Annotated in this window: 17 protein-coding genes and 1 pseudogene; 13 read left to right on the top strand and 5 right to left on the bottom strand. The window is 60.0% G+C overall.

The window, feature by feature from the left end; genetic code table 11:
• Window positions 1-18 precede the first annotated feature (18 nt).
• The 4 genes from hslV to ALQ04_RS11380 form a co-directional block, all read right to left on the bottom strand.
• Window positions 19-549 carry an ATP-dependent protease subunit HslV gene (hslV, locus tag ALQ04_RS11395; protein WP_025262300.1) on the bottom strand — a complete coding sequence of 177 codons (531 nt, stop codon included), beginning with the start codon at window positions 547-549 and terminating at the stop codon, window positions 19-21.
• Window positions 550-771: 222 nt separating this feature from the next.
• Window positions 772-1,464: an SPOR domain-containing protein gene (locus tag ALQ04_RS11390; RefSeq protein WP_122315863.1), complete on the bottom strand. Its 693-nt coding sequence runs from the start codon at window positions 1,462-1,464 to the stop codon at window positions 772-774.
• A gap of 1 nt (window position 1,465) precedes the next feature.
• Window positions 1,466-3,202, bottom strand: coding sequence for an arginine--tRNA ligase (gene argS / locus ALQ04_RS11385; protein WP_122315862.1), 1,737 nt, complete (start codon window positions 3,200-3,202; stop codon window positions 1,466-1,468).
• A gap of 179 nt (window positions 3,203-3,381) precedes the next feature.
• On the bottom strand, window positions 3,382-5,601 hold the full coding sequence (locus ALQ04_RS11380) for a primosomal protein N' (RefSeq protein ID WP_122315861.1): 2,220 nt from the start codon (window positions 5,599-5,601) through the stop codon (window positions 3,382-3,384).
• Between the two features lie 166 nt (window positions 5,602-5,767).
• Between ALQ04_RS11380 and rpmE the strand changes: the two genes are divergently transcribed.
• The 3 genes from rpmE to ALQ04_RS11365 all read left to right on the top strand — a co-directional run bounded on the left by rpmE (window position 5,768) and on the right by ALQ04_RS11365 (window position 8,278).
• Window positions 5,768-5,989, top strand: a complete 222-nt coding sequence (gene rpmE / locus ALQ04_RS11375) for a 50S ribosomal protein L31 (protein ID WP_122315860.1) — start codon at window positions 5,768-5,770, stop codon at window positions 5,987-5,989.
• 23 nt (window positions 5,990-6,012) lie between these two features.
• Window positions 6,013-6,816, top strand: a complete 804-nt coding sequence (locus ALQ04_RS11370; RefSeq protein WP_122315890.1) for a thermonuclease family protein — start codon at window positions 6,013-6,015, stop codon at window positions 6,814-6,816.
• A 193-nt stretch (window positions 6,817-7,009) separates the two neighbouring features.
• Window positions 7,010-8,278 (top strand): malic enzyme-like NAD(P)-binding protein, encoded by a 1,269-nt coding sequence (locus tag ALQ04_RS11365; RefSeq protein WP_122315859.1) that lies wholly within the window; start codon window positions 7,010-7,012, stop codon window positions 8,276-8,278.
• Between the two features lie 106 nt (window positions 8,279-8,384).
• On the opposite strand, the pseudogene ALQ04_RS11360 reads toward ALQ04_RS11365, so the two are convergent.
• Window positions 8,385-10,804, bottom strand: a pseudogene (locus ALQ04_RS11360) (penicillin-binding protein 1A).
• Between the two features lie 210 nt (window positions 10,805-11,014).
• Here ALQ04_RS11360 and ALQ04_RS11355 point away from each other — a divergent pair.
• From ALQ04_RS11355 to ALQ04_RS11310, 10 genes are all read left to right on the top strand, one after another.
• Window positions 11,015-12,079: a pilus assembly protein PilM gene (locus ALQ04_RS11355; RefSeq protein ID WP_122315858.1), complete on the top strand. Its 1,065-nt coding sequence runs from the start codon at window positions 11,015-11,017 to the stop codon at window positions 12,077-12,079.
• Window positions 12,079-12,651, top strand: coding sequence for a PilN domain-containing protein (locus ALQ04_RS11350; protein ID WP_122315857.1), 573 nt, complete (start codon window positions 12,079-12,081; stop codon window positions 12,649-12,651). Before ALQ04_RS11355 ends, ALQ04_RS11350 begins: the two co-directional genes overlap by 1 nt.
• The gene (gene pilO, locus ALQ04_RS11345) at window positions 12,648-13,271 is read left to right on the top strand and encodes a type 4a pilus biogenesis protein PilO (protein WP_122315856.1); all 624 of its coding nucleotides are present in this window, start codon (window positions 12,648-12,650) and stop codon (window positions 13,269-13,271) included. Before ALQ04_RS11350 ends, pilO begins: the two co-directional genes overlap by 4 nt.
• Entirely contained in the window at window positions 13,268-13,795 is a 528-nt protein-coding gene (gene pilP, locus ALQ04_RS11340) for a type 4a pilus biogenesis lipoprotein PilP (protein ID WP_122315855.1), read from the top strand. Before pilO ends, pilP begins: the two co-directional genes overlap by 4 nt.
• Window positions 13,796-13,842: 47 nt before the next feature.
• Window positions 13,843-15,939, top strand: coding sequence for a type IV pilus secretin PilQ (gene pilQ / locus ALQ04_RS11335; RefSeq protein ID WP_183142154.1), 2,097 nt, complete (start codon window positions 13,843-13,845; stop codon window positions 15,937-15,939).
• Window positions 15,940-15,943: 4 nt separating this feature from the next.
• Window positions 15,944-16,462, top strand: a complete 519-nt coding sequence (gene aroK / locus ALQ04_RS11330) for a shikimate kinase AroK (RefSeq protein ID WP_122315853.1) — start codon at window positions 15,944-15,946, stop codon at window positions 16,460-16,462.
• A gap of 115 nt (window positions 16,463-16,577) precedes the next feature.
• Complete coding sequence (gene aroB / locus ALQ04_RS11325; RefSeq protein WP_122315852.1) at window positions 16,578-17,681, top strand: 3-dehydroquinate synthase; 1,104 nt, start codon at window positions 16,578-16,580, stop codon at window positions 17,679-17,681.
• Between the two features lie 10 nt (window positions 17,682-17,691).
• Entirely contained in the window at window positions 17,692-19,314 is a 1,623-nt protein-coding gene (locus ALQ04_RS11320) for an SPOR domain-containing protein (RefSeq protein WP_122315851.1), read from the top strand.
• 358 nt (window positions 19,315-19,672) lie between these two features.
• On the top strand, window positions 19,673-24,118 hold the full coding sequence (gene gltB / locus ALQ04_RS11315) for a glutamate synthase large subunit (protein ID WP_122315850.1): 4,446 nt from the start codon (window positions 19,673-19,675) through the stop codon (window positions 24,116-24,118).
• 115 nt (window positions 24,119-24,233) lie between these two features.
• Complete coding sequence (locus tag ALQ04_RS11310) at window positions 24,234-25,652, top strand: FAD-dependent oxidoreductase (protein WP_122315849.1); 1,419 nt, start codon at window positions 24,234-24,236, stop codon at window positions 25,650-25,652.
• The last annotated feature ends 128 nt before the right edge of the window (window positions 25,653-25,780 follow it).

Below are 25,780 nucleotides of genomic sequence, written 5' to 3'. Positions count from 1 at the left end.
GCGCAGCCGGACAGCGGCTTATTCAGCGAGGTCCTGCTCCTCAATGGTGATGTTGTGGTTGGTGAACACGCAAATATCGCCAGCGATGTGCAATGCGGTTTCGGTGATCTCGCGGGCTGACAGGTCTGTCTTGAGCAGCAGGGCGCGGGCTGCGGCCTGGGCGAAGGCGCCGCCCGAACCCATGGCGATCAGGCCGTCTTCGGGTTCCACGACGTCACCGTTGCCGGTGATGATCAGCGAGGCGTCCTTGTTGGCGACTGCCAGCATGGCTTCCAGGCGGCTCAGGGAGCGATCGGTACGCCAGTCCTTGGCCAGCTCGACGGCGGCGCGTACCAGATGGCCCTGATGCTTTTCCAGCTGGCCTTCAAAACGCTCGAACAGCGTGAAGGCGTCAGCCGTGGCTCCGGCGAAACCGGCGATGACTTCACCGTGATACAGGCGGCGCACTTTTTTCGCGTTGCCTTTCATGACGGTGTTGCCCAGGGAAACCTGGCCGTCGCCAGCCATGACGACTTTGCCGTGGCGGCGCACTGAAACGATGGTGGTCAAGGGGGAGTCTCCACGCAGCGGGGCGAAAATGCCCTGATGCAGACTCATATGGGGGTGGGGCTGGGTATTTCAACCGCCAGGGATAAATGCCCTTGGGCTACCTTCTTTCTGCCTTGTCACTGGCAAGCTCACTCCCATGTGGATGTGTGTTCATCCTGTGAGAGGGGGCTTGCCCGCGACAGCGGCATTCCAGACGACAGATATGCGCGGCTGCTTGCGGCCCTATCGGCTGCGCTGCTGCAACAACAGGTTACTAAATCCACCGCTCGCCAATTGCTTCTGGGCGATGGTCAGTTGCTCGCGGTTGCTGAACGGGCCGACCAGAACCCGGTACCAGGTTTCTTCCTTGACCGTGCCGGACTCCACTGTCGAGGTCTGGCCGAGCAGGATGATCTGCGCCCGCACCTTGTCAGCGTCTTCTTTCTTGCGGAACGAGCCCGCCTGCAGGAAGAACTGGGTAACCGGTGCCGGTTTGGCGGTCGCCACAGGCGGCGCCGGTGGCGGCGTCAGGCCGCTGAGTGCAGCCTGGGCGCGAGCCGTGTCGATCTTCGCTGCTTGCTCAGGTGTTACCGGCGCAATCGGCGTCACGGGCGGCGGGGTTTTCTCCGGCACCGCTTCGTTGGGCACGATCACTTCCGATTCCGGCAGCAGCGTGTAGAAGTCGTACTTGGGCTTGACCGGCGCTGTCGGGCTCGGCGGTGTCTTGTTGGCTTCGGCGATCTTGGCTGCCTTGGCTTCCGCCTTGGCGCGCTTCACGTCCTCACCGCCGGGTTCGAGCTTCATCAGGAAAACGATGAATGCACCCACGGTCAAACCAATCGCCAGCCATAACCATCCTGGAATCGGCTTCTTCGCGGGTGCCTGATAACGGCTGGCGCCCCGCTTGGGTGCCGGTTTCTTCTTCGCAACTGCCAACTTACATACGCTCCAGAGTTTCCAGACCCAATAGATCCAGGCCTTGCTTGAGAGTGCGACCGGTCAGCGCCGCCAGACGCAGGCGGCTCTGTTGTTGATCGGGATTTTCCGCACCAAGGATCGGGCAGTTTTCATAGAAGCTGGAAAACAGACCCGCAAGGTCATACAGGTAAGCACAAAGAACGTGAGGCGTGCCTTTTTCTGCAACGTTGTTCAGGGTTTCGGTGAACTGAGCCAGACGCGCCGCCAGTTCCTGCTCCTGCGCTGCCTCAAGCACAATGCTGCCCAGGGCCGCATCGAACGGCGTGCCCAGCTTGCGGAATACACCGGCCACGCGGGTGTAGGCATACAGCAGGTACGGCGCCGTGTTGCCCTCGAAGCTGAGCATCTGATCGAAGTTGAAGCTGTAATCGCTGGTGCGGTGCTTGGACAGGTCGGCGTATTTCACCGCGCTGATGCCCACGGCCTTGGCGATGGTGCGCAGCTCGCTTTCGGCGACCTCCGGGTTTTTCTCCTTGACCAGTGCATAGGCGCGCTCTTCGGCTTCATCAAGCAGATCGATCAGCTTGACGGTGCCGCCATCGCGGGTCTTGAACGGACGGCCATCGGCCCCGTTCATGGTGCCGAAGCCCATGTGCTCCAGTTGCATGCCGTCATGCACGAAACCGGCGCGACGTGCGACTTCAAATACTTGCTGGAAGTGCAGGGCCTGACGCTGGTCGACGAAATACAGCACGCGATCGGCTTTCAGCGTCTTGCTGCGATAGCGGATGGCAGCAAGGTCGGTGGTGGCATACAGATAACCGCCACCGGCCTTTTGCACGATGACGGGCAATGGCGTGTCTTCGGCGGTGCGGAATTCTTCGAGGAACACGCACTGCGCACCGTTGCTTTCCACCAGCAGGCCTGTGCTTTTCAGGTCGCTGACGACATTGGCCAGATCGTCGTTGTAGGCGCTTTCGCCCTTGACGTCGGCCGGCGTCAGTTTGACGTTGAGGCGCTCGTAGGTCTTCTGGCAGTGGGACAGCGAAATCTCATTGAAACGCTGCCACAGGGCCAGGCAGTCGGCATCGCCAGCCTGCAACTTGACCACCAGCCCGCGCGCGCGCTCGGCGAACTCTGGGGACTCGTCGAAGCGTTGCTTGGCGGCGCGGTAGAAGTTTTCCAGGTCCGACAGCTCGTCGCTGGTAGCAGGTTTTTCCTGCAGATAGGCCAGCAGCATGCCGAACTGGGTGCCCCAGTCGCCCACGTGGTTCTGGCGGATCACGGTATCGCCCAGGAACTCCAGAACGTTGGCCACGCCGTCGCCGATGATGGTCGAGCGCAAATGGCCGACGTGCATTTCCTTGGCCAGGTTCGGCGCCGACAGGTCAACGACCACGCGCTGCGCCGGACCGGCCTTGCGCACCGACAGTTGCGGGTCGCTCAGCGCGGCATCCAGGCGTGACGCCAGGGCCTGGGTGTTTTGAAAGAAGTTCAGGAAGCCGGGACCGGCGATTTCGACCTTGCTCACCTGCTCGTCTGCCGGCAGGGCTGCGATCAGCTTTTCGGCCAGGTCACGCGGCTTCATGCCCGCAGGCTTGGCGAGCATCATGGCGATGTTGCTGGCGAAGTCGCCGTGAGTCTTGTCACGGGCGTTTTCCACCTGAATCGCCGGCGTCAGCCCTTCTGGCAAGACGCCCTCGGTGACGAGTCGGGTCAGGGCTTGTTGGATCAGCTGGCGAATGGTGTCTTTCATGATGCTCTCTTCAACCGCAAGCGCGGTGGCGCCTTGATGCGCGGGTGGAAAAACTGGGCATTATCCGTTGCCGAGGCAAGCTTGCCAATTCATTCTGGTCCGAGTGCCCTGTTCGCGAATGAATTCGCTCCTGCCCGGAGCCTGTGGAAAGCGGGTTTATCCGCGAAAAACTCGTCTACTCAATACAGATCCACAGGGTCGACATCCAGCGACCAGCGCACTTGCCGGCCGCTGGGCATCTGCTCCAGCATCAGCAGCCAACTGCTCAGCAACTTGTGCAAGGGCGCCCGGGCATTGGCCTGGACCAGCAGTTGCGCACGATAGCGGCCGGCGCGTCGCTCCATCGGAGCCGGGACCGGGCCCAGTAGTTCAACGCCGCCCAGACTCATTTGCGCCAGCAATTGTTCGGCTTCGGCACAGGCCTGATCGAGGAATTCTTCGGCCTGCCCCGGCTTGTGGGCTTCGGCACGCAGCAGCGCCAGGTGCGAGAACGGCGGTAGTCCGGCAGCCCGACGTTCGCTCAAGGCCTGTTCGGCAAACGCGAAGTAACCCTGCTCGGTCAACTGGATCAGCAACGGATGATCGGCCAGATGAGTCTGGATAATCACCTTGCCCGGTTCTTCGGCGCGACCTGCACGCCCGGCAACCTGCACGATCAATTGCGCCATGCGCTCGCTGGCGCGGAAGTCGCCGGAAAACAGCCCGCCATCGGCATCGAGGATCGACACCAGCGTTACGCGGGGGAAGTGATGCCCTTTGGCGAGCATCTGCGTGCCGACCAGAATGCACGGCTGGCCGCGCTGAATGGTCGCGAACAGGTTGTTCATCGCGTCCTTGCGCGAAGTGCTGTCGCGGTCGACGCGCAGTACCGGGTAATCCGGGAACAGAATGCCCAGCCGTTCCTCGGCCCGCTCGGTCCCGGCACCCACAGGGCGCAGATCGACCTTGCCGCACGACGGGCACTGGCGCGGTACACGCTCGACATGCCCGCAATGGTGGCAGCGCAGTTCACCGGAGCGCTGATGCACAGTCATGCGCGCATCGCAGCGCTGGCAACCCGACAGCCAGCCGCAATCGTGGCACAAGAGGGTCGGGGCGAAACCGCGACGATTGAGGAAGACCAGCACTTGCTGGCCGGCCGCAAGGGTCTGGCCGATGGCTTGCTGCATCGGCCCGGAAATTCCGCTGTCCAGTGGCCGGCTTTTGACATCCAGGCGCAGAAAGCGTGGTTGCTGCGCGCCGCCAGCCCGTTGCGTCAGGCGCAGCAGACCGTAGCGGCCGGTATAGGCGTTGTGCAGGCTTTCCAGTGACGGGGTGGCCGAGCCCAGCACAATCGGGATGTTTTCCTGTCGGGCGCGGACCAGCGCCAGGTCGCGAGCGTGGTAGCGCAAGCCTTCCTGCTGTTTATAGGAACCGTCATGTTCTTCGTCGATGATGATCAGGCCCGGATTCTTCATCGGAGTGAACAGCGCCGAACGGGTGCCGATGATGATATCGGCCTCGCCATCGCGGGCGGCCAGCCAGGCGTCCAGTCGTTCGCGGTCATTGACCGCCGAGTGCAGCAGCGCTATCCGAGCATTGAAACGCTGCTCGAAGCGCGCCAGGGTCTGCGGCCCGAGGTTGATTTCCGGGATCAGCACCAGCGCCTGCTTGCCCGCCTCAAGGGTTTCGCGGATCAACTGCAAATAGACTTCGGTCTTGCCGCTGCCGGTAACGCCGGCCAGTAGAAAGGCATGAAAGCTGTCGAAGCCGGCACGAATCGCCTGGCAAGCGGCACGCTGTTCGGCATTGAGCGGCAGTTCCGGTTGCGCCAGCCAGTGTTCATGGCGCGCAGCGGGTGCGTGGCTGCGGACTTCGACCTGCACCAGGCCCTTGGCCAACAGCAGGTTGAGGCTTTCTTTATTGAGCATCAGCTTGCTGAGCAACTGATGCGCCACGCCATGCTGATGCTGTGCCAGCGTGGTCAGGGCTTCGCGCTGCTTGGGCGCACGGGCTATACGCGGGTCGTTGATGCTGGCGCCGGGCGCGACGTGCCAGAAACGCTCCTGACGTGTCTCGGCTGGTTCGCCCTGGCGCAACAGCACCGGCAGCGCCCAGCTCAGCGTATCGCCCAGGCTGTGCTGATAATACTGGGCGGTCCACAGGCACAGCTTGAACAGCGAGGGCGGCAGCGGGGCCTGGCTGTCGAGCAGGGCGATGGCGGGCTTGAGCTTTTCGTCGGGCACTTCGCTGTGCTCGACGATTTCCACCAGGATGCCGATCATTTCCCGCCGACCGAACGGCACCCGCAAACGCATGCCCGGCTGCAAGGCGCTACGCACGACTCCGGCGGGAGCGCGATAGTCGAACAGGCGGCGTAGCGGCGAGGGCAGGGCCAGGCGCAGGATGGCGTTGGGCAAGCGATGCTTCCTGTGGTGGAGGGGGAAAGATGCGCGATCTTAGCAGACGACCGGTGTAAAGGTTCGCTTGCGTCAGGTGGATTGTCTGGTAATATCCGCGGCCTGATTGCGTGCGGTATTCAACAATAGTGTTGGGTGGCGGCTCGCTAGACCGAGGAAGTACCCCATGAAAGCAGATATCCATCCAGTTTACGAAGCCATTGACGCTACCTGCAGCTGCGGCAATGTCATCAAGACCCGTTCCACTCTGGCCAAGCCTCTGAGCCTGGACGTGTGCAACGAGTGTCACCCGTTCTACACCGGCAAGCAGAAGACTCTGGACGTTGGCGGCCGCGTCGACAAGTTCAAGTCGCGTTTCGGTGCGTTCGGCGCAACCAAAGCCAAGTAATATTGGCCGTTCTGGGCTGGCTCATGAGCTACTCCAGGCTGCTTGAAAAGGCACCCCTTGCGGGTGCCTTTTTTATGGGCGCGATTTGGCTGCCCGCAGCTCAGGCTTTCTGCCCGGCACCGCAAGGTCTGCCGGTTGCCCAGGTGCAGCGTGTGGTCGATGGCGACACCTTGCGCCTCACCGACGGGCGCAATGTGCGCATGATCGGCCTCAACACTCCCGAAACCGGCAAGAACGGCCAGTCCGCCGAACCTTTTGCCGTGGCTGCCCAGCGCCGCTTGCAGGCCCTGGTGGATGCCAGTGGTGGTCAGGTCAGCCTGCGGCTCGGTCAGCAGGCCCAGGATCATTACGGTCGAACGCTGGCCAATGTCTATGCCCGCAACGGCGCCAACCTTGAGGCGCAGATGCTCGGCGAGGGGCTTGGCTATCTGGTGGCGGTTGCCCCCAATGTGGCGCTGGTCGATTGCCAGAAGGACGCCGAACTCAAGGCGCGCAAGGCCGGGCTTGGTGTGTGGCGCAATTCGCCGGTCCAGCCAGCCGGGCAGATCGACAAGGGCGGCTTCGCCCTGATCTCCGCCCAGGTTCGTGATGTGCAGCGCAATCGCGGTGGCATCTGGATCGAGCTGCAGGGTTCGCTGGTGCTGCGCATCGCTCCTGAACTGCTTGCCCAATTCGACAGCGCACAGCTCGAAAGTCTGCAAGGGCGACAGATCGAAGCGCGTGGCTGGGTGGTGGACCGTTCCCGGCGCGGTGGTCTAGAGTCAGGACAGGCCCGCTGGATGATGCCGATTACCCATCCGGCCATGCTCAGCCTGCCGAGCCGCTGACCTCTCGCTATTCAATGCCCTGAACCCGGTGCCTTGCTGATGAATGGTCCGGGCTTTTGTGTTTCACGGCTCTAAGCGTAAAGTCTATAGCCCCGCCCCTTGACAGCAGTGACTGGTCAGTCTTGTTAGGACTATGCATCTTGCGTATCCTCGGCGGTCCGTCTGTCCCACAGTAAAAAAGCGGAATCCCTAAATGTCAGATTTGAAAACTGCCGCGCTCGAATACCATGCCAATCCACGTCCTGGTAAATTGAGCGTCGAACTCACCAAGCCGACCGCAACTGCTCGTGACCTGGCCCTGGCCTACAGCCCTGGCGTTGCCGAACCCGTGCGTGAAATTGCCCGTGATCCTGAACTTGCCTACAAGTACACCGGCAAAGGCAACCTGGTAGCAGTTATTTCCGATGGCACCGCGATCCTCGGCCTCGGCGATCTGGGCCCACTGGCTTCCAAGCCGGTCATGGAAGGTAAAGGGGTTCTGTTCAAGCGTTTCGCCGGTATCGACGTTTTCGATATCGAAGTCGACTCCGAAAGCCCGCAAGCCTTCATCGACACCGTCAAGCGCATCTCCATCACCTTCGGTGGCATCAACCTGGAAGACATCAAGGCGCCTGAGTGCTTTGAAATCGAAAAGGCGCTGATCGAACAGTGCGACATCCCGGTTTTCCACGATGACCAGCACGGCACCGCTATCGTGACCGCGGCCGGCATGATCAACGCCCTGGAAATCGTTGGCAAAAGCCTCGATAGCGCGAAGATCGTCTGCCTGGGCGCTGGCGCTGCAGCCATCTCCTGCATGAAGCTGCTGGTGAGCATGGGCGCGAAGATCGAAAACATCTTCATGGTCGACCGTACCGGCGTGGTTCATTCCGGCCGTACCGATCTGAACCAGTACAAGGCTGTGTTCGCCCACTCCACCGAAAAACGCACCCTGAGCGAAGCTCTGGACGGCGCTGACGTATTCGTCGGTCTGTCCGGTCCTAACCTGCTGAGCGCTGAAAACCTGAAGCTGATGGCCAAGGATCCGATCGTGTTCGCCTGCTCGAACCCTGATCCGGAAATCTCCCCTGAACTGGCTCACGCTACCCGTGACGACGTGATCATGGCGACCGGTCGTTCCGACTACCCGAACCAGGTCAACAACGTTCTGGGCTTCCCGTTCATCTTCCGTGGTGCCCTGGACGTTCGCGCCAAGCGCATCAACGAAGAAATGAAAATCGCAGCGGCCAACGCCCTGCGCGAACTGGCCAAGCTGCCTGTTCCACAGGAAGTCAGCGACGCCTATGGCGGCATCAAGCTGGAATTCGGCCGTGAGTACATCATTCCGAAACCAATGGACGCTCGCCTGCTGGGTCTGATCTCCGACGCAGTGGCCAAGGCTGCCATCGAAAGCGGCGTTGCTACCCTGCCGTATCCGAAGCATTACCCGCTGACCAGCGTGGATGATGTTTTCAACGGTTAAGTAGTAGCCCACAAAAAAACCGGCATTGATGGCCGGTTTTTTTGTGGTCGTGGAATCTGATTTATCCGCGAAGGCTTTCGCGGATAAATCCACTTCTACAGGCTGGTCAGAACAAGTCGATCGGCGCCGATTCGTCCGCCGGCAGCGGGCTGCCCGGTACGCTGCCGCCCAGTTCGTTGACGCTCGGTGGCGTATCTTCGCTCTTGAACAGCTCGAAGAACGCATTCGGCGTGCTTGGTGTGGCTGCACGGCCGCTGACCGGGTCAACCCGCAGGCTGAGGATGCCGTCCGGTTCGGCCTGCTGATGCGGTGGCTTGTCCTTGAGCGCGGCGCTCATGTAGTCCATCCAGATCGGCAGGGAAACCGTGCCGCCAAATTCATGACGTCCAAGGCTTTCAGGCTGGTCGAAGCCAGTCCAGACCGTGGTCACGTAATCGGCGTTATAGCCGGAGAACCAGGCATCCTTGGAGTCGTTGGTCGTACCGGTCTTGCCGGCGATATCCGGGCGGTTCATGGACAGGGCACGGCGTCCGGTACCGCGCTTGATCACATCCTGCAGCATGCTGTTGAGGATGTAGGTCGTGCGACCGCAACCACTGGTGCCTGGGGTTCGGAGGGCGAAGTCGAGGAGTTGCTGGTCAGCGGGTTGTCGTGGACTGTGAAGGTCGAGGTGTCTGGCGCGGTCTTGGCGTCCGTGGCCGGTACGCTGGCCGGATTGGCGAGGAACAGTGTCTGGCCGTCGCGGTTCTCGATCTTCTGGATCAGGTACGGGCTGACCTTGTAGCCGCCGTTGGCGAAAGCACTCCAGCCGGTGGCGATTTCCATCGGGGTCAGGGTTGCGGTGCCCAGTGCCAGCGACAGGTTGCGTGGCAGATCCTGCTTGGCGAAGCCGAAGCGGGTGATGTAGTCGATCGACATGTCGATGCCCAGCGCCTGCAGCAGGCGGATCGAAACCAGGTTGCGCGACTTGTAGAGCGCTTCACGCAGCCTGATCGGGCCAAGGAAGGTATTGGTGTCGTTCTTCGGGCGCCAGACCTTGTCCAGATACTCGTCGACGAACACGATGGGTGCATCGTTCACCAGGCTGGAGGCGGTGTAGCCGTTGTCCAGCGCGGCGCTGTAAATGAACGGCTTGAAGCTTGAGCCCGGCTGACGCTTGGCCTGCATGGCGCGGTTGTAATTGCTCTGCTCGAACGAGAAACCGCCGACCAGTGCGCGAATGGCGCCGTTCTGTGGATCCAGTGACACCAGCGCGCTTTGCGCGGCGGGAATTTGACTGAATTTCAGGGTGCCGTCTGCCTGGCGCAGCAGGCGCACCAGATCGCCAACATGAGCTACGTCAGCAGGCTGACGCGGATTTGCCCCCAGACTGTTGGTGTTCAGATAAGGACGCGCCCATTTCATGCTGCTCCATTCGACGGTTTCTTCCTTTTCGCCATTGCGGGTCAGGACCCGTATGCCGTTCTTGTCGATCTGGGTGACGATGGCAGGCTCCAGGCCATTGATCGTGCGCTGCTTGCTCAGTTCCTGGGCCCAGCCGGCATGAGTCATGCCCGGCAGGCGGCTTTCCGGGCCACGATAGCCATGGCGTTGATCGTATTCGATCAGGCCTTGCTGTACGGCCGTGTTGGCATGTTCCTGAAGATCGCTGGGAACAGTTGTGGTGACGCGGAAGCCTTCGGTATAGGCTTCGCTGCCGTAGCGGCCGACCATTTCGGCGCGGGCCATTTCGGCGATGTAAGGCGCGTAGACCTCTGGCGTCGGAACGTGATAACTGGCGTTGATCGGTTCGTTGAGGGCGGTCTGGTAGGCATTCTGGTCAATCTTGCCCAGACGGTACATGCGCCCCAGGATCCAGTCGCGACGTTCCTTGGCGCGGGCCGGGTTGGCCAGCGGGTTGAAGCGCGACGGCGCCTTGGGCAGACCGGCAATCATGGCCATTTGCGCAAGGCTTACATCGCGAATCGATTTGCCATAGTAGACTTGCGCCGCCGCCTCGATGCCATAGGCACGATTGCCCAGATAAATCTTGTTTACGTACAGCTCAAGGATTTCATCCTTGGTCAGTTGGCGCTCGATTTGCAAGGCAAGAAGGATTTCGGTGGTTTTACGTGAAAAGCTTCTTTCGCTGGTCAGGAAAAAGTTTTTCGCGACCTGCATTGTGATGGTACTGCCGCCTGATTGAATATGGCCGCTTTTCACCAGTTGGGTGGCGGCACGCATCAGGCTGCTGGGGTCGACGCCGTAGTGATTGGCGAAATTGTCGTCTTCGGCCGAGAGCAGGGCGTTGATGAAGTTGGGCGGGATTTCGGCAAAGCGGATCGGGGTCCGGCGCATCTCGCCAAACTCCGCGATCAGCTTGCCGTCGCTGCTGTAAACGCGCAGGGGAATTTGCAGTTGAATGCTTCTCAGCGCTTCAACAGATGGCAGGTTCGGACTCAGATAAAGGAATGCACCGCTCAGACTGAGCAGCAGACCGCAGAATACTGCTACGAGAGACCACCAGAGAAACTTCAGCAGGCGTATCAAGGCTTTTGGATTTCCACGAAAAAGAATGGGTTAAGCACAGGCATTTACAAATGAACACGCCTTGAAGCTTTGTTAAACGAAAAAACCGCTGGGCATTATAAGCATTTTTCGTCTCCAAGCGTGATTTGCGCTACTGTCAAGGCAGTTGACAGTGGCTCTGACCAAAAATTACTCCGTAAGTGGCGGAAAACTCATAGGAATCAGGTTGTGTTCGAACTCTTCGGTAAGAAGGCCAGCACCCTTCTAGGGATCGATATTAGCTCCACCTCGGTAAAACTCCTTGAGTTGAGTCGTTCCGGCACTCGTTACAAGGTCGAGTCCTACGCGGTCGAACCGCTGCCGGCCAATGCCGTTGTTGAAAAGAACATTGCCGAGCTTGAAGGCGTCGGCATGGCGTTGTCGCGGGTGCTGGCCAAGGCCAAGACCAGCGCCAAAATCGTGGCGGTCGCAGTGGCGGGTTCGGCAGTCATCACCAAGACCATCGAGATGGACGCCGGTCTGTCTGACGACGATATGGAAAACCAGCTCAAGCTTGAGGCTGACCAGTACATTCCCTATCCCCTCGAAGAGGTTTCCATCGACTTTGAAGTCCAGGGCTATTCGGCGCGCAATCCCGAGCGTGTCGAAGTGCTGCTGGCTGCCTGCCGCAAGGAAAACGTGGAAGTGCGTGAGGCCGCATTGGCGCTGGCCGGGCTGACTGCCCGGGTCGTCGATGTGGAGGCCTACGCGCTGGAGCGCTCTTTCGGCCTGCTGTCCGCTCAACTGGGCAACAACCACGATAAATTGACCGTGGCGGTGGTGGACATAGGCGCGACCATGACCACCCTGAGCGTGCTGCATCATGGCCGCATCATCTATACCCGCGAGCAATTGTTCGGCGGCCGGCAACTGACTGAGGAAATCCAGCGCCGCTACGGTCTTTCCATGGAAGAGGCGGGGCTGGCGAAGAAGCAGGGCGGCCTGTCCGACGATTACATCAGTGAAGTGCTGAACCCTTTCAAGGATGCGCTGGTGCAGCAAGTCTCGCGCTCGCTGCAGTTTTTCTTTGCTGCCGGCCAGTACAACAGCGTGGATTACATCATGCTGGCGGGCGGTACGGCTTCCATTCCGGGGCTTGAGCATTTGATCCAGAAACGTCTTGGCACGCCCACTCTGGTTGCCAACCCTTTTGCCGACATGGCCCTGAGTTCCAAGGTCAATGCCGGTGCATTGGCCAGTGATGCTCCGGCCCTGATGATCGCCTGCGGTCTTGCCCTGAGGAGCTTCGACTAATGGCACGGATCAACCTTTTACCGTGGCGTGAAGAGCTTCGCGAAGAGCGCAGGAAGCGTTTCCTGACGGTCCTGGCCGGTGTGCTGGTGCTCTCTGTAGCAGCCCTGTTCATGATCGATCGCTACGTCAGCAACTCGATTACCTATCAAGAGTCGCGCAACGCCTTCCTGCAGAAGGAAATCGCCCAGCTGGATATCCGCATCAAGGAAATCAGCGACCTGAAAGCCCGGCGCAAACAGTTGCTGGAGCGGATGAAGATCATCCAGGACCTGCAGGGCAATCGCCCGATCATTGGCCGGATGTTCGACCAGTTGGCGCGGACCCTGCCGGATGGCGTTTATTTCACAGATGTCAAAATGACCGACAAATTGATTTCCATCAGCGGAGCTGCCGAATCGAACAACCGGGTTTCGGACCTGATGCGCAACCTGGAAGCTTCCGACTGGCTGGAATCGCCAAGCCTGACCGAGGTCAAGGCGACCACGGCCGGTGCAGTGGATCAGGCCAACGTCTTTCAGTTGACCGTCCGTCAGACCCAGCCTGCCGTTGTCGTTGAAGGAGCCAAGCCATGAATGTTTCCGAATGGCTGGAAGGGCTGCGCAAGGTCGATCTCAACGATCTGGACCTCAATAACCTGGGTTCCTGGCCGGCAGCGGTCAAGGCGATTTCCGGTGCGTTGGTGATGGTTCTGGTGCTCGGGCTGGGTTATTTCTTTTTCATCCAGGAGCTTGAAGCCCGCCTGGAAGGTGCGCAGGCCAATGAGCTGATGCTGCGCGAGCAACTGTCGACCAAGGCATTCCAGGCCGCGAACCTGGAGCCTTACAAGAAGCAGATGGAAGAAATGGAAAACACCTTCGGCGCTCTGCTGCGGCAATTGCCCAGCGACACCGAGGTGCCGGGTCTGCTCGAAGACATCACCCGTACCGGTCTGGGCAGTGGCCTGGAATTCGAGGAGATCAAGCTGTTGCCCGAAGGGGTGCAGCAGTTCTACATCGAATTGCCGATCCAGATCACGGTCGTCGGCGGTTATCACGATCTGGCGACCTTTGTCAGCGGTGTGGCCAGCCTGCCGCGCATCGTGACGCTGCATGATTTCGAGATCAAACCGGTCGATCCCAAATCCCAGACCAAGCTGCGCATGAACATTCTGGCCAAGACCTACCGCTACAACGATGAAGGGCTGAAGAAATGAGGGCGGCGCGACTGTTGTGCGTCAGTATGCTGTTGATGGGGCTGGCCGGGTGCGACAACGATCAGGAGTTTGCAGACCTCGGTACCTTCATCGATGAGGCCAAGGCGCGTCCATCGGGCAATATCGACCCATTGCCCAAGTTTCGGCCCTATGAAACCTTTACCTACAACGCGGCCAACCTGCGCAGTCCGTTCCAGCCTCCGGTGAAGATCGATCTGCTCAATCGCCAGAAAGGCTCGCGGCTGGTCAAGCCCGACGAGACACGGGTCAAGCAGTTTCTCGAAGGGTTCAACATCGAATCGTTCGAGATGGTCGGAACGATTGGCAACGAATCGGGTACATTCGCCTTGTTGCGCGGTGCCGGAGGTGTGCATCGGGTGAAGGTGGGTGATTATCTGGGCCGCAATAACGGCCGGATTGTGTCGGTCAGCGATGCGCAGGTCGATGTCATTGAAATAGTTCCTGATGGAGAGGGGGCCTGGCTTGAAAGGCCGCGCAGTATTTCCCTCAAAGAACGCTCATGAAGTGGGCAAGGCCAAGCATGCATAACACCGCACAACGGAAACTCATCATGACCAGGATTCTCTCGATTATCGGCGTATCGCTATGGATAGCGATGCTTTCGCCGGTTCTCCAGGCAGCCAATCTCAAAACCCTGGATGTCGCAGCCTTGCCCGGCGACCGGATCGAACTGAAGCTTTCGTTCGATGCCCCGGTGCCTGCGCCGCGCGGCTACACCACCGAGCAGCCGGCGCGCATCGCCCTGGATCTGCCGGGTGTGACCAGTCAGTTGGCGACCAAGAGTCGTGACCTGGGTGCGGGCAACGCGCGCAGCGTCGTGGTGGTTCAGGCCCAGGACCGCACGCGGGTCATCATCAACATGACGACGCTGTCGCCCTACAGTTCGCGTGTCGAAGGCAACAATCTGTTCGTGGTCATTGGCCAGGGCGCTGCGGCGGCCCAGTCTTCCCAGCCGACCACGGCCATGGGAACACCGAGAGTTGCGGTCCCGGCACCAGCTCCTGCTGCCCGGCCATTCGTGCCAGCTGGCGCGAAAGCCATCAAGAATATCGATTTCCAGCGCGGTGAGCTGGGCGAAGGCAATGTCGTCATCGACCTGAGCAGCCCTGGCATCTCGCCGGACATTCAGGAGCAGGGCGGCAAGATTCGCGTCGACTTCGCCAAGACCCAGTTGCCTGAGCCATTGCGCGTCAGGCTGGACGTCAAGGACTTCGCAACGCCTGTACAGTTCGTCAGTGCCACGACTTCCGCTGACAAGGCCAGTATCAGCATCGAGCCTGCGGGCGCCTTCGATTACTCGGCCTACCAGACCGAAAACAAGCTGACCATCAGCGTCCGCCCGTTGACCAACGAAGACCTGGACCGCCGCGCAGCCGACAAGCCGGTATACACCGGTGAAAAACTGTCGCTGAACTTCCAGGACATCGATGTACGTTCGGTGCTGCAATTGATCGCCGACTTCACCAACCTGAACCTGGTCGCCAGCGATACGGTGCAGGGCGGTATTACCCTGCGCCTGCAGAACGTGCCGTGGGATCAGGCGCTGGATCTGGTGCTCAAGACCAAGGGCCTGGACAAGCGCAAGGTCGGCAGTGTGCTGCTGGTCGCGCCCGCTGATGAAATCGCCGCCCGTGAACGTCAGGAACTGGAGTCCCTCAAGCAGATTTCCGAGCTGGCACCGTTGCGTCGCGAGCTCTTGCAGGTCAATTACGCCAAGGCTGCCGATATCGCCAAGTTGTTCCAGTCGGTGACCAGCGTCGAATCGAAGATCGACGAGCGCGGTTCGATCACGGTGGATGAGCGCACCAACAACATCATTGCCTATCAGACCCAGGACCGCCTCGATGAACTGCGCCGCATCGTGTCGCAGCTGGATATTCCGGTGCGTCAGGTGATGATCGAAGCGCGCATCGTCGAAGCCAACGTCGATTACGACAAGGCGCTGGGCGTGCGCTGGGGTGGCACCAGGGTCGGTGGCGGCAACTGGAATACCTACGGCCTGGACGATAATGGCGATGAAGCGGGTAACACCGGTAATGACTTGACCGGCAACGTACCGTTCGTCGACCTGGGCGCTGCCGATGCAACGTCGGGTATCGGGATTGCCTTCGTCACCAACAACACCCTGCTCGACCTTGAGCTGAGTGCGATGGAGAAGACCGGCAACGGTGAAATCGTCTCCCAGCCGAAAGTGGTCACTTCCGACAAGGAAACCGCCAAGATCCTCAAGGGTACGGAAATCCCCTATCAGGAATCCAGCTCCAGTGGCGCCACAACCGTGAGCTTCAAGGAAGCGTCCCTGTCGCTGGAAGTTACGCCGCAGATCACGCCGGACAATCGCATCATCATGGAGGTCAAGGTCACCAAGGATGAGCCGGACTACCTCAATGCGGTCCTTGGTGTACCGCCGATCAAGAAAAACGAGGTCAATGCCAAGGTGCTGGTTTCCGATGGCGAGACGATCGTGATCGGTGGGGTGTTCTCCAATACGCAAAGTAAAGTTGTCGAGAAAGTGCCATTTCTTGGCGATGTGCCGTATCTTGGCCGACTTTTCCGTCGGGATACGGTTTCAGAAGCGAAATCCGAGCTGTTGGTATTTCTGACTCCGCGTATCATGAACAACCAGGCGATTGCTGTGAGTCGTTGATTCTGTGCGAAATTTAATACTTGTAGGGCCGATGGGCGCTGGTAAAAGCACCATCGGCCGTTTGCTTGCCAAAGAGCTGCGCCTGCCATTCAAGGATTCCGACAAGGAAATCGAATTGCGCTCGGGCGCAAATATCCCATGGATCTTCGACAAGGAAGGCGAGCCGGGCTTTCGTGATCGCGAGCAGGCGATGATTGCCGAACTGTGCGAAGCCGACGGCGTCGTGCTGGCGACTGGCGGCGGAGCGGTAATGCGCGGCGAAAATCGTCAGGCACTGCGTGCTGGCGGACGTGTGGTGTATCTGCACGCTTCGGTCGAGCAGCAGGTCGGGCGTACGGCCCGTGACCGCAATCGCCCCTTGTTGCGTACTGCCGATCCGGCCCGGGTATTGAGCGAGTTGCTGGCCATTCGCGATCCGCTGTATCGGGAAATCGCCGATCTGGTGGTTGAAACCGATGAACGGCCGCCGCGTATGGTCGTTCTTGACATACTTGCCCGCTTGGCAGAGCTTCCTCCCCGTTAAAGCGCAGACGAAAATGCGCTATCCTCGGCGACCATCAAAACAGCGACAGCCATTTGCTGTCCTGGCGCACGAAAAAACATGCGCAATGCCCAATCGGTAATCAATGTGGGGACACATGCAGACACTTAAGGTCGAGCTTGGTGAGCGTAGCTACCCGATTCATATTGGCGAAGGCCTTCTGGACAAGCCGGAGCTGCTGATCCCGCATATCGTTGGGCGGCAGGTGGCTATCGTTTCCAATACCACGGTGGCTCCTCTTTATCTTGAGCGATTGACGCGCACCCTGGTGGGCTACAACGTCTTGTCGATCGTGCTTCCCGATGGCGAAGCGTTCAAGAATTGGGAAACCCTGCAAACCATCTTCGACGGCCTGCTCACGGCTCGCCATGATCGCCGCACGACAGTGATTGCCCTGGGTGGTGGTGTGATCGGTGACATGGCCGGATTTGCTGCCGCCTGCTATCAGCGTGGTGTGAATTTCATCCAGATCCCGACCACCCTGTTGTCCCAGGTGGATTCATCGGTGGGCGGCAAGACCGGCATCAACCATCCGTTGGGCAAGAACATGGTCGGTGCCTTCTATCAGCCGGGCGTCGTGCTGATCGATACCACCACCCTCAATACCCTGCCTGAGCGTGAGCTGTCCGCCGGGCTGGCTGAAGTCATCAAGTACGGCCTGATCTGCGACGAGCCTTTCCTGACCTGGCTTGAAGAACACGTCGACGAGTTGCGCGGCCTGGACCAGGCCGCGCTGACCATCGCCATCCAGCGCTCGTGCGCGGCCAAGGCGCTGGTGGTTGGTGCCGATGAGCGTGAGACCGGTCTGCGGGCCACCCTGAACCTGGGCCACACTTTTGGCCATGCCATCGAAACGCATATGGGCTATGGTGTCTGGCTGCATGGCGAAGCGGTTTCCGCCGGTACGGTCATGGCACTGGAGATGTCCGCGCGTCTTGGCTGGATCACCACCCAGGAGCGGGATCGCGGTATTCGCCTGTTGCAGCGCGCCGGATTGCCGGTAGTGCCGCCGCAGGACATGACGGAAAACGATTTCCTCGAACACATGGCGATCGACAAGAAAGTGATCGATGGTCGCCTGCGTCTGGTGCTGCTGCGTCAGATGGGTGAAGCGGTTATCACGGACGATTATCCAAAAGAAGTACTACAGGCCACCTTGGTTGCGGATTACCGTGCCCTGGTGGATCAGCTTAGAGGTTAACGGAAAACCCATGACTAGTTTGCATGCCGACGAGGCTTTCCTCGGCCATTATCAGTTGAGTCATGACCCCTTTGCGGCGCGGGTGCCTGGCTTCAAGTTTTTCCCTGCCCAGCGCAAGTCGGTGCTGGGGCAGCTTCATCATCTGGCGCGCTACAGCCAGTTGCTGCTGGCCGTAACCGGGCCGCAGGGTAGCGGCAAGACCCTGCTGCGCCAGGCTCTGGTGGCGAGCACCAACAAGCAGTCGGTGCAGAGCGTGGTCATTTCGGCGCGTGGCGCCAGCGATGCGGCAGGTGTTCTGCAGCAGGTCGCACAGGCCCTGCTGGTCGCCCAGGCTGAAATGCAGGCGATCCTTGCGCAGGTCGTGCAGCTCGCGCTGACGGGTCAGGAAGTCTATTTGCTGGTCGACGATGCGGAACAACTCGGCGATTCGGCGCTCGAAGCGTTGCTGGGTCTGGCCGCAGGCACGCCTGAGGGGCGTCCGCATGTGTTCCTGTTTGGCGAGCCGTCGCTGATCGATCGACTCGATCAGCTGTGTGCTGACCTGCAGGGTGATGTCGAAGGCGAGCGCTTTCATGTCATCGAGTTGCAACCTTATACCGAAGAAGAAACCCGGGAGTATCTGGCTCAACGTCTGGAAGGTGCAGGGCAAGGAATCGCGTTGTTCACTGCCGAGCAGATTACCGATATCCATGAACAGTCCGATGGCTGGCCTGGAACCATCAACCAGGTCGCCCGCGATTCAATGATCGAGGCGATGATCGCGAGTCGCTCCGCGGTCAAGCGCCCAAGTGTGGGGTTCAACATGCCGAAAAAACACGTACTGGCCTTGGGCGCAGTCGTCGTGGTCGCAGTGGCAGCCGCAGTGCTGATCCCTGGCCGTGGGGACAAGACTGCCGCGCCAGCCAATGCTCCGGCCCAGGCTCAATTGCCGTTGGGGCAGGGCGCTCCAGCGAACCAGCAATCCAACAATGGCGGGCCGGCGATCGAGTTCGCGGGCAATTCGCAGCCGATGCCTCTGCCGCTGGTCGGCAATTCGCAGCCGGTGATGCGCGGGCCTCTGGCTGAAGCGGCCGGTGCCGGAGAAAGCGACGAAGATGCAGTGCCGATGGGGTCGCCAGCCCAGCCGGCCACGGTAACCACCACTGCGCCACCTGCGGGCGCGGCGGCAGGCCAGGCACCTTCTGCTGTGCCTCGTTCTTCCATTCCGGCTCCAGCGGCGGCAACGCCGGTTGCTCCGGCCGCCAAGCCTGCACCGGCTCCAGCTCAGGTCGCCACGGCCAAGCCAGCTCCGGCACCCGCCAAGCCTGCTGAAAAACCTGCTGCTGCCGCTGCCAAACCGGCTGCGGGTGGCAACTGGTACAGCGGTCAGGCGCCAGGTCATTATGTCGTGCAGATTCTGGGCACCAGCTCCGAAGCGACGGCCCAGGCCTATGTTGCCGAGCAAGGCGGCGAGTACCGTTACTTCAAGAAAACATTGCAGGGCAAGCCCCTGTATGTAGTGACGTACGGCAACTTTTCCGACCGCGCTGCCGCTCTTGCAGCCATCAAGGTCTTGCCAGCCAAGGTTCAGGCTGGTAAACCTTGGCCCCGTACTGTCGCCAGCATCCAACAAGAGCTCGGCGCCACTCGCTGAAGTCGCAGCGGCCTTATCCAGGCCGCTCACCCGGCAAACCTGATTTTACCTGCACGGACGTGCCGCTTTTAGCGGCGCGCCTTGCGGTGTCTGCGTTACAAGCGCCATGCCGTTTAGCCCACTTCGGTCAGAATATTGAAAAAATACTTTGACTAGCACAGTGGTCGCCTATAAAACCTTCATAAATGCGACATTGGATTTCGGCTTTTCGCCGTAAAATTTGTGGGCCTTTGTGTCGCTGTGTACAATGACCTCCGTTTTGCCTCTCCGAAGCCGGCGTACGTTCGGCGTGACAGGTAAGTGATTGAATTGAAAAGAAATATGCCTCGGATAGAGGCAGCCTGGTGAGAAAGTGTCTATGAAAGCCGGTCTATACCAACCAGATGAATTCAAGGATAACTGCGGCTTCGGCCTGATCGCTCATATGCAGGGCGAGCCCAGTCATCACCTGCTGCAGACGGCCATCCAGGCCCTGACCTGCATGACCCACCGTGGCGGGATCAACGCCGACGGCAAGACCGGTGACGGTTGCGGTCTGTTGATTCAGAAGCCGGATGCTTTCCTGCGTGCGGTCGCCAAGGATCACTTCGCTGCCGATCTGCCCCGCCAATATGCCGTGGGCATGGTGTTCCTCAATCAGGACGACGCCAAGGCCGATATCGCTCGCGAGAACATGAACCGCGAGATTCTGGCCGAAGGCCTGAGCCTGGTCGGGTGGCGTCAGGTGCCAATCGACACCAGCGTGCTGGGTCGTCTGGCCCTTGAGCGTCTGCCGAAGATCGAGCAGGTATTCATCGGTGGTGAAGGCCTGAGCGATCAGGAATTCGCCATCAAGCTGTTCAGTGCCCGTCGCCGCTCGTCGGTGGCCAACGCTGCCGATGCCGACCATTACATCTGCAGCTTCTCGCACAAGACCATCATCTATAAAGGCCTGATGATGCCGCGCGACCTGACGGCATTCTTCCCTGACCTCAGCGACGAGCGCCTGCAGACCGCGATCTGTGTGTTCCACCAGCGCTTCTCGACCAACACCCTGCCGAAATGGCCACTGGCTCAGCCATTCCGCTTCCTCGCCCACAACGGCGAGATCAACACCATTACCGGCAACCGTAACTGGGCCCAGGCGCGGCGTACCAAGTTCACCAACGATCTGATGGATCTGGACGAACTCGGCCCTCTGGTCAACCGCGTCGGTTCCGACTCATCGAGCATGGATAATATGCTCGAACTGATGGTCACCGGCGGCATCGACCTGTTCCGCGGCGTGCGGATGATCATTCCGCCAGCGTGGCAGAACGTCGAAACCATGGACCCCGATCTGCGGGCGTTCTATGAGTACAACTCCATGCACATGGAGCCGTGGGATGGTCCGGCCGGCGTGGTAATGACCGAAGGTCGCCATGCAGTCTGCCTGCTCGACCGTAACGGTCTGCGTCCGGCCCGCTGGGTCACGACCAAGAACGGCTACATCACCCTGGCGTCGGAAATCGGCGTATGGGACTACAAGCCCGAAGATGTTATCGCCAAGGGCCGCGTCGGTCCTGGGCAGATTTTCGCGGTGGATACCGAAACCGGTCAGATTCTCGACACCGATGCCATCGACAACCGCTTGAAGTCGCGTCATCCGTACAAGCAATGGCTGCGCAAGAATGCCCTGCGCATCCAGGCGACCATGGAAGACAACGACCACGGTTCGGCCTTCTATAACAGTGACCAGCTCAAGCAATACATGAAGATGTATCAGGTCACCTTTGAAGAGCGTGATCAGGTACTGCGTCCGTTGGGCGAGCAAGGCCAGGAAGCGGTCGGCTCCATGGGTGACGATACGCCGATGGCTGTGCTGTCGCGTCGCGTGCGTTCGCCTTTCGACTACTTCCGCCAGCAGTTCGCGCAGGTGACCAACCCGCCGATCGACCCGCTGCGTGAAGCCATCGTCATGTCGCTGGAAATCTGCCTCGGTGCCGAGCGCAATATTTTCCAGGAATCGCCCGAGCATGCTTCGCGGGTAATCCTCAGCTCGCCGGTGATTTCCCCGGCCAAGTGGCGTTCGCTGATGAACCTGGAGCGTCCGGGTTTCGAGCGCCAGATCATCGACCTGAACTATGACGAGAGCGTCGGTCTGGAAGCGGCCATACGCAACATCGCCGATCAGGCCGAAGAAGCCGTGCGTGCCGGTCGTACCTTGCTGGTGCTGAGCGACCGTCATATCGCTCCAGGCAAACTGCCTGCCCACGCTTCCCTGGCTGTCGGCGCAGTTCACCACCGTCTGACCGAGAAGGGCCTGCGTTGCGACAGCAACATTCTGGTCGAAACCGCGACTGCGCGTGACCCGCATCATTTTGCCGTGTTGATCGGCTTCGGTGCCTCGGCGGTCTATCCGTTCCTGGCCTACGAAGTGCTGGGTGACCTGATCCGTACCGGTGAAGTGCTGGGCGACCTTTACGAAGTCTTCAAGAACTACCGTAAAGGCATCACCAAAGGCCTGCTCAAGATCCTCTCGAAGATGGGCATCTCGACCGTTGCGTCCTATCGTGGCGCGCAGCTGTTCGAGGCCATCGGCCTGTCCGAGGAAGTCTGCGACCTTAGCTTCCGTGGCGTACCAAGCCGCCTGAAAGGCGCCCGTTTCGTCGATATCGAGGCCGAGCAGAAAGCCCTGGCTGCCGAAGCCTGGAGCCCGCGCAAGCCGATCCAGCAAGGTGGTCTGCTCAAGTTCGTGTTCGGTGGCGAGTATCACGCTTACAACCCGGACGTGGTCAGCACCCTGCAAGCTGCCGTACAGCAGGGCGACTACAGCAAGTTCAAGGAATACACTGCGCTGGTGGACCAGCGTCCGGTGTCGATGATTCGCGACCTGTTCCAGGTCAAGACTCTCGACCAGCCGCTGAGCATCGACGAAATCGAGCCGTTGAGCGAGATTCTCAAGCGCTTCGACTCCGCCGGGATTTCCCTCGGTGCCTTGTCGCCAGAAGCGCACGAAGCGCTGGCCGAGGCGATGAACCGTCTGGGCGCCCGCTCCAACTCCGGTGAAGGCGGCGAAGACCCATCGCGTTACGGCACCATTCGCAGCTCCAAGATCAAACAGATCGCGACTGGCCGTTTCGGCGTGACGCCTGAGTATCTGGTCAACGCCGACGTGTTGCAGATCAAGGTCGCTCAAGGCGCCAAGCCGGGTGAAGGCGGGCAACTGCCGGGTGGCAAGGTCAATGGCCTGATCGCCAAACTGCGCTATGCAGTGCCGGGCGTGACCCTGATCTCGCCGCCGCCGCACCACGACATCTATTCCATCGAAGACCTGTCGCAGCTGATTTTCGACCTCAAGCAGGTCAACCCGGCGGCACTGGTTTCGGTGAAACTGGTGGCTGAAGCGGGCGTCGGTACCATTGCTGCCGGTGTGGCCAAGGCTTATGCCGACCTGATCACCATTTCCGGCTACGACGGCGGCACAGGCGCTTCGCCTCTGACCTCGATCAAGTACGCCGGTGCACCGTGGGAACTGGGCCTGGCTGAAACTCACCAGACCCTGCGCGGCAACGACCTGCGCGGCAAGGTTCGGGTACAGACCGACGGTGGTCTGAAAACCGGTCTGGACGTGATCAAGGCTGCTATCCTCGGTGCCGAAAGCTTCGGCTTCGGTACGGCTCCGATGATTGCCCTGGGCTGCAAATACCTGCGTATCTGTCACCTGAACAACTGCGCCACCGGTGTAGCGACCCAGAACGACAAGCTGCGCAAGGATCACTACATCGGCACTGTCGACATGGTGATCAACTTCTTCACTTATGTGGCTGAAGAAACCCGTGAGTGGCTGGCCAAACTGGGCGTTCGCTCGCTTGAAGAGCTGATCGGCCGCACCGACCTGCTGGATATCCTGCCGGGCGAAACCGAGAAGCAGCAGCATCTGGACCTGACGCCTCTGTTGGGCAGCGACCATGTGCCGGCCGACAAGCCTCAGTTCAGCCTTGTTGACCGCAACCCGCCGTTCGACAAAGGCCTGTTGGCCGAAAAAATGGTGGAAATGGCCAAGCCGGCCATCGAATCCCTGAGTGGCGGCGAATTCGAGCTGGATATCTGCAACTGCGACCGCTCCATCGGTGCACGGATTTCCGGTGAAATCGCCAGGCTGCACGGCAACCAGGGCATGAACAAGGCACCGATCACTTTCCGCTTCAAAGGCACTGCCGGGCAGAGCTTCGGGGTGTGGAACGCCGGTGGTCTGAACATGTATCTGGAAGGCGACGCCAACGATTACGTCGGCAAAGGCATGACCGCTGGCAAGCTGGTCATCGTTCCGCCTAAAGGCAGCCCGTTCAAGACCAATGAAAGCGCCATCGTCGGCAACACCTGCCTGTACGGCGCGACCGGCGGCAAGTTGTTCGCGGCCGGTACTGCGGGTGAGCGTTTCGCTGTGCGTAACTCCGGGGCCCACGCCATCGTGGAAGGCACTGGCGACCACTGCTGCGAATACATGACCGGTGGTTTCGTCTGTGTCCTCGGCAAGACCGGCTACAACTTCGGTTCCGGCATGACGGGCGGTTTCGCTTACGTGCTCGACCAGGACAACACCTTCGTTGACCGGGTCAACCATGAGCTGGTCGAGATTCAGCGCATCAGCGGCGAGGCGATGGAGGCTTATCGCACTCACCTGCAAAGCGTGCTGAACGAGTATGTCGAGGAAACCGACAGCGAATGGGGCCGTAACCTGGCTGAAAACCTGGACGACTACCTGCGCCGCTTCTGGCTGGTCAAGCCCAAGGCTGCCAACCTGAAGTCGCTGCTCTCCAGCACCCGGGCGAATCCGCAATAAGACAGCCGCAAGCTGCAAGCTTGAAGTGACAAGCTTGCAGCTCTGTGAACTGAACCGAATTTGATTTCTTGCAGCTTGAAGCTTGTCGCTTGAAGCTGCCGCGAAGAGGCTACAAATGGCTGAACGTCTCAGTAACGACTTCCAGTTCATCGAGGTCGGGCGTAAAGATCCGAAGAAGAAGCTGCTGCGCCAGCGCAAGAAAGAGTTCGTGGAAATCTACGAACCGTTCAAGCCCCAGCAGTCGGCCGATCAGGCTCACCGCTGCCTGGGTTGCGGCAACCCGTATTGCGAATGGAAATGTCCGGTACACAACTTCATTCCCAACTGGCTCAAGCTGGTCTCCGAAGGCAATATCCTGGCGGCGGCCGAGTTGTCCCACCAGACCAACACCCTGCCGGAAGTCTGCGGCCGCGTGTGCCCGCAGGATCGCCTGTGCGAAGGCGCCTGTACCCTGAATGACGGTTTTGGTGCGGTCACCATCGGTTCGGTCGAGAAGTACATCACCGACACCGCGTTTGCCATGGGCTGGCGTCCGGACATGTCCAGAGTCGTGCCGACCGGCAAGCGTGTCGCGATCATCGGTGCCGGTCCTGCGGGCCTGGGTTGTGCCGATGTGCTGGTACGTGGCGGCGTGACTCCGGTGGTGTTCGACAAGAACCCGGAAATCGGCGGTCTGCTGACCTTCGGTATTCCCGAGTTCAAGCTGGAGAAATCCGTGCTGAGCAACCGCCGTGAAGTGTTCACCGGCATGGGTATCGAGTTCCGCCTCAATACCGAAGTCGGCAAGGACGTCAGCGTCGATCAACTGCTTGAAGAGTTCGATGCCGTGTTCATGGGCATGGGCACTTACACCTACATGAAGGGCGGTTTCGCCGGTGAAGAGTTGCCGGGTGTGCACGATGCGCTCGACTTCCTGATTGCCAACGTCAACCGTAATCTGGGCTTCGAGAAGTCGCCGGAAGATTTCGTCGACATGAAAGGCAAGAAGGTCGTGGTACTGGGCGGCGGCGACACCGCGATGGACTGCAACCGGACCTCGATCCGCCAGGGTGCCAAGTCGGTGACCTGCGCCTATCGTCGCGACGAAGAAAACATGCCGGGTTCGCGCAAGGAAGTGAAGAACGCCAAGGAAGAAGGCGTGAAGTTCCTCTACAACCGTCAGCCGATCGCGATTGTCGGTGAAGGCAAGGTCGAAGGCGTCAAAGTGGTCGAAACCCGCCTGGGCGAACCTGATGCCCGCGGCCGTCGCAGCCCCGAGCCGATTCCCGGTTCCGAAGAGATTATCCCGGCCGATGCCGTGGTCATCGCTTTCGGTTTCCGTCCAAGCCCGGCGCCATGGTTCGAGCAGTTCGGCATCGAAACCGACAGCCAGGGCCGTGTGATCGCTCCTGAGCAATCGCAATTCAAGCACCAGACCAGCAACCCGAAAATCTTTGCCGGTGGCGACATGGTGCGCGGTTCCGACCTGGTCGTGACCGCAATCTTCGAAGGCCGCAATGCGGCTGAAGGGATTCTGGATTATCTGGGCGTCTAGTGACGCCAGCTACGAGCTACAAGTAGTAAGCGGCAAGCTGGAAGCAAAGGCAGGTTTCTCTGCTTCTGGCTTGCGGCTTATAGCTTGTAGCTTCGCGCTGTCCCTGCGACTAATCGCCTCGATAGAGA

Source organism: Pseudomonas cichorii, assembly GCF_003700275.1.
Lineage (GTDB): Bacteria > Pseudomonadota > Gammaproteobacteria > Pseudomonadales > Pseudomonadaceae > Aquipseudomonas > Aquipseudomonas cichorii_B.
This window is presented reverse-complemented; position numbering and strand designations above follow the sequence as displayed.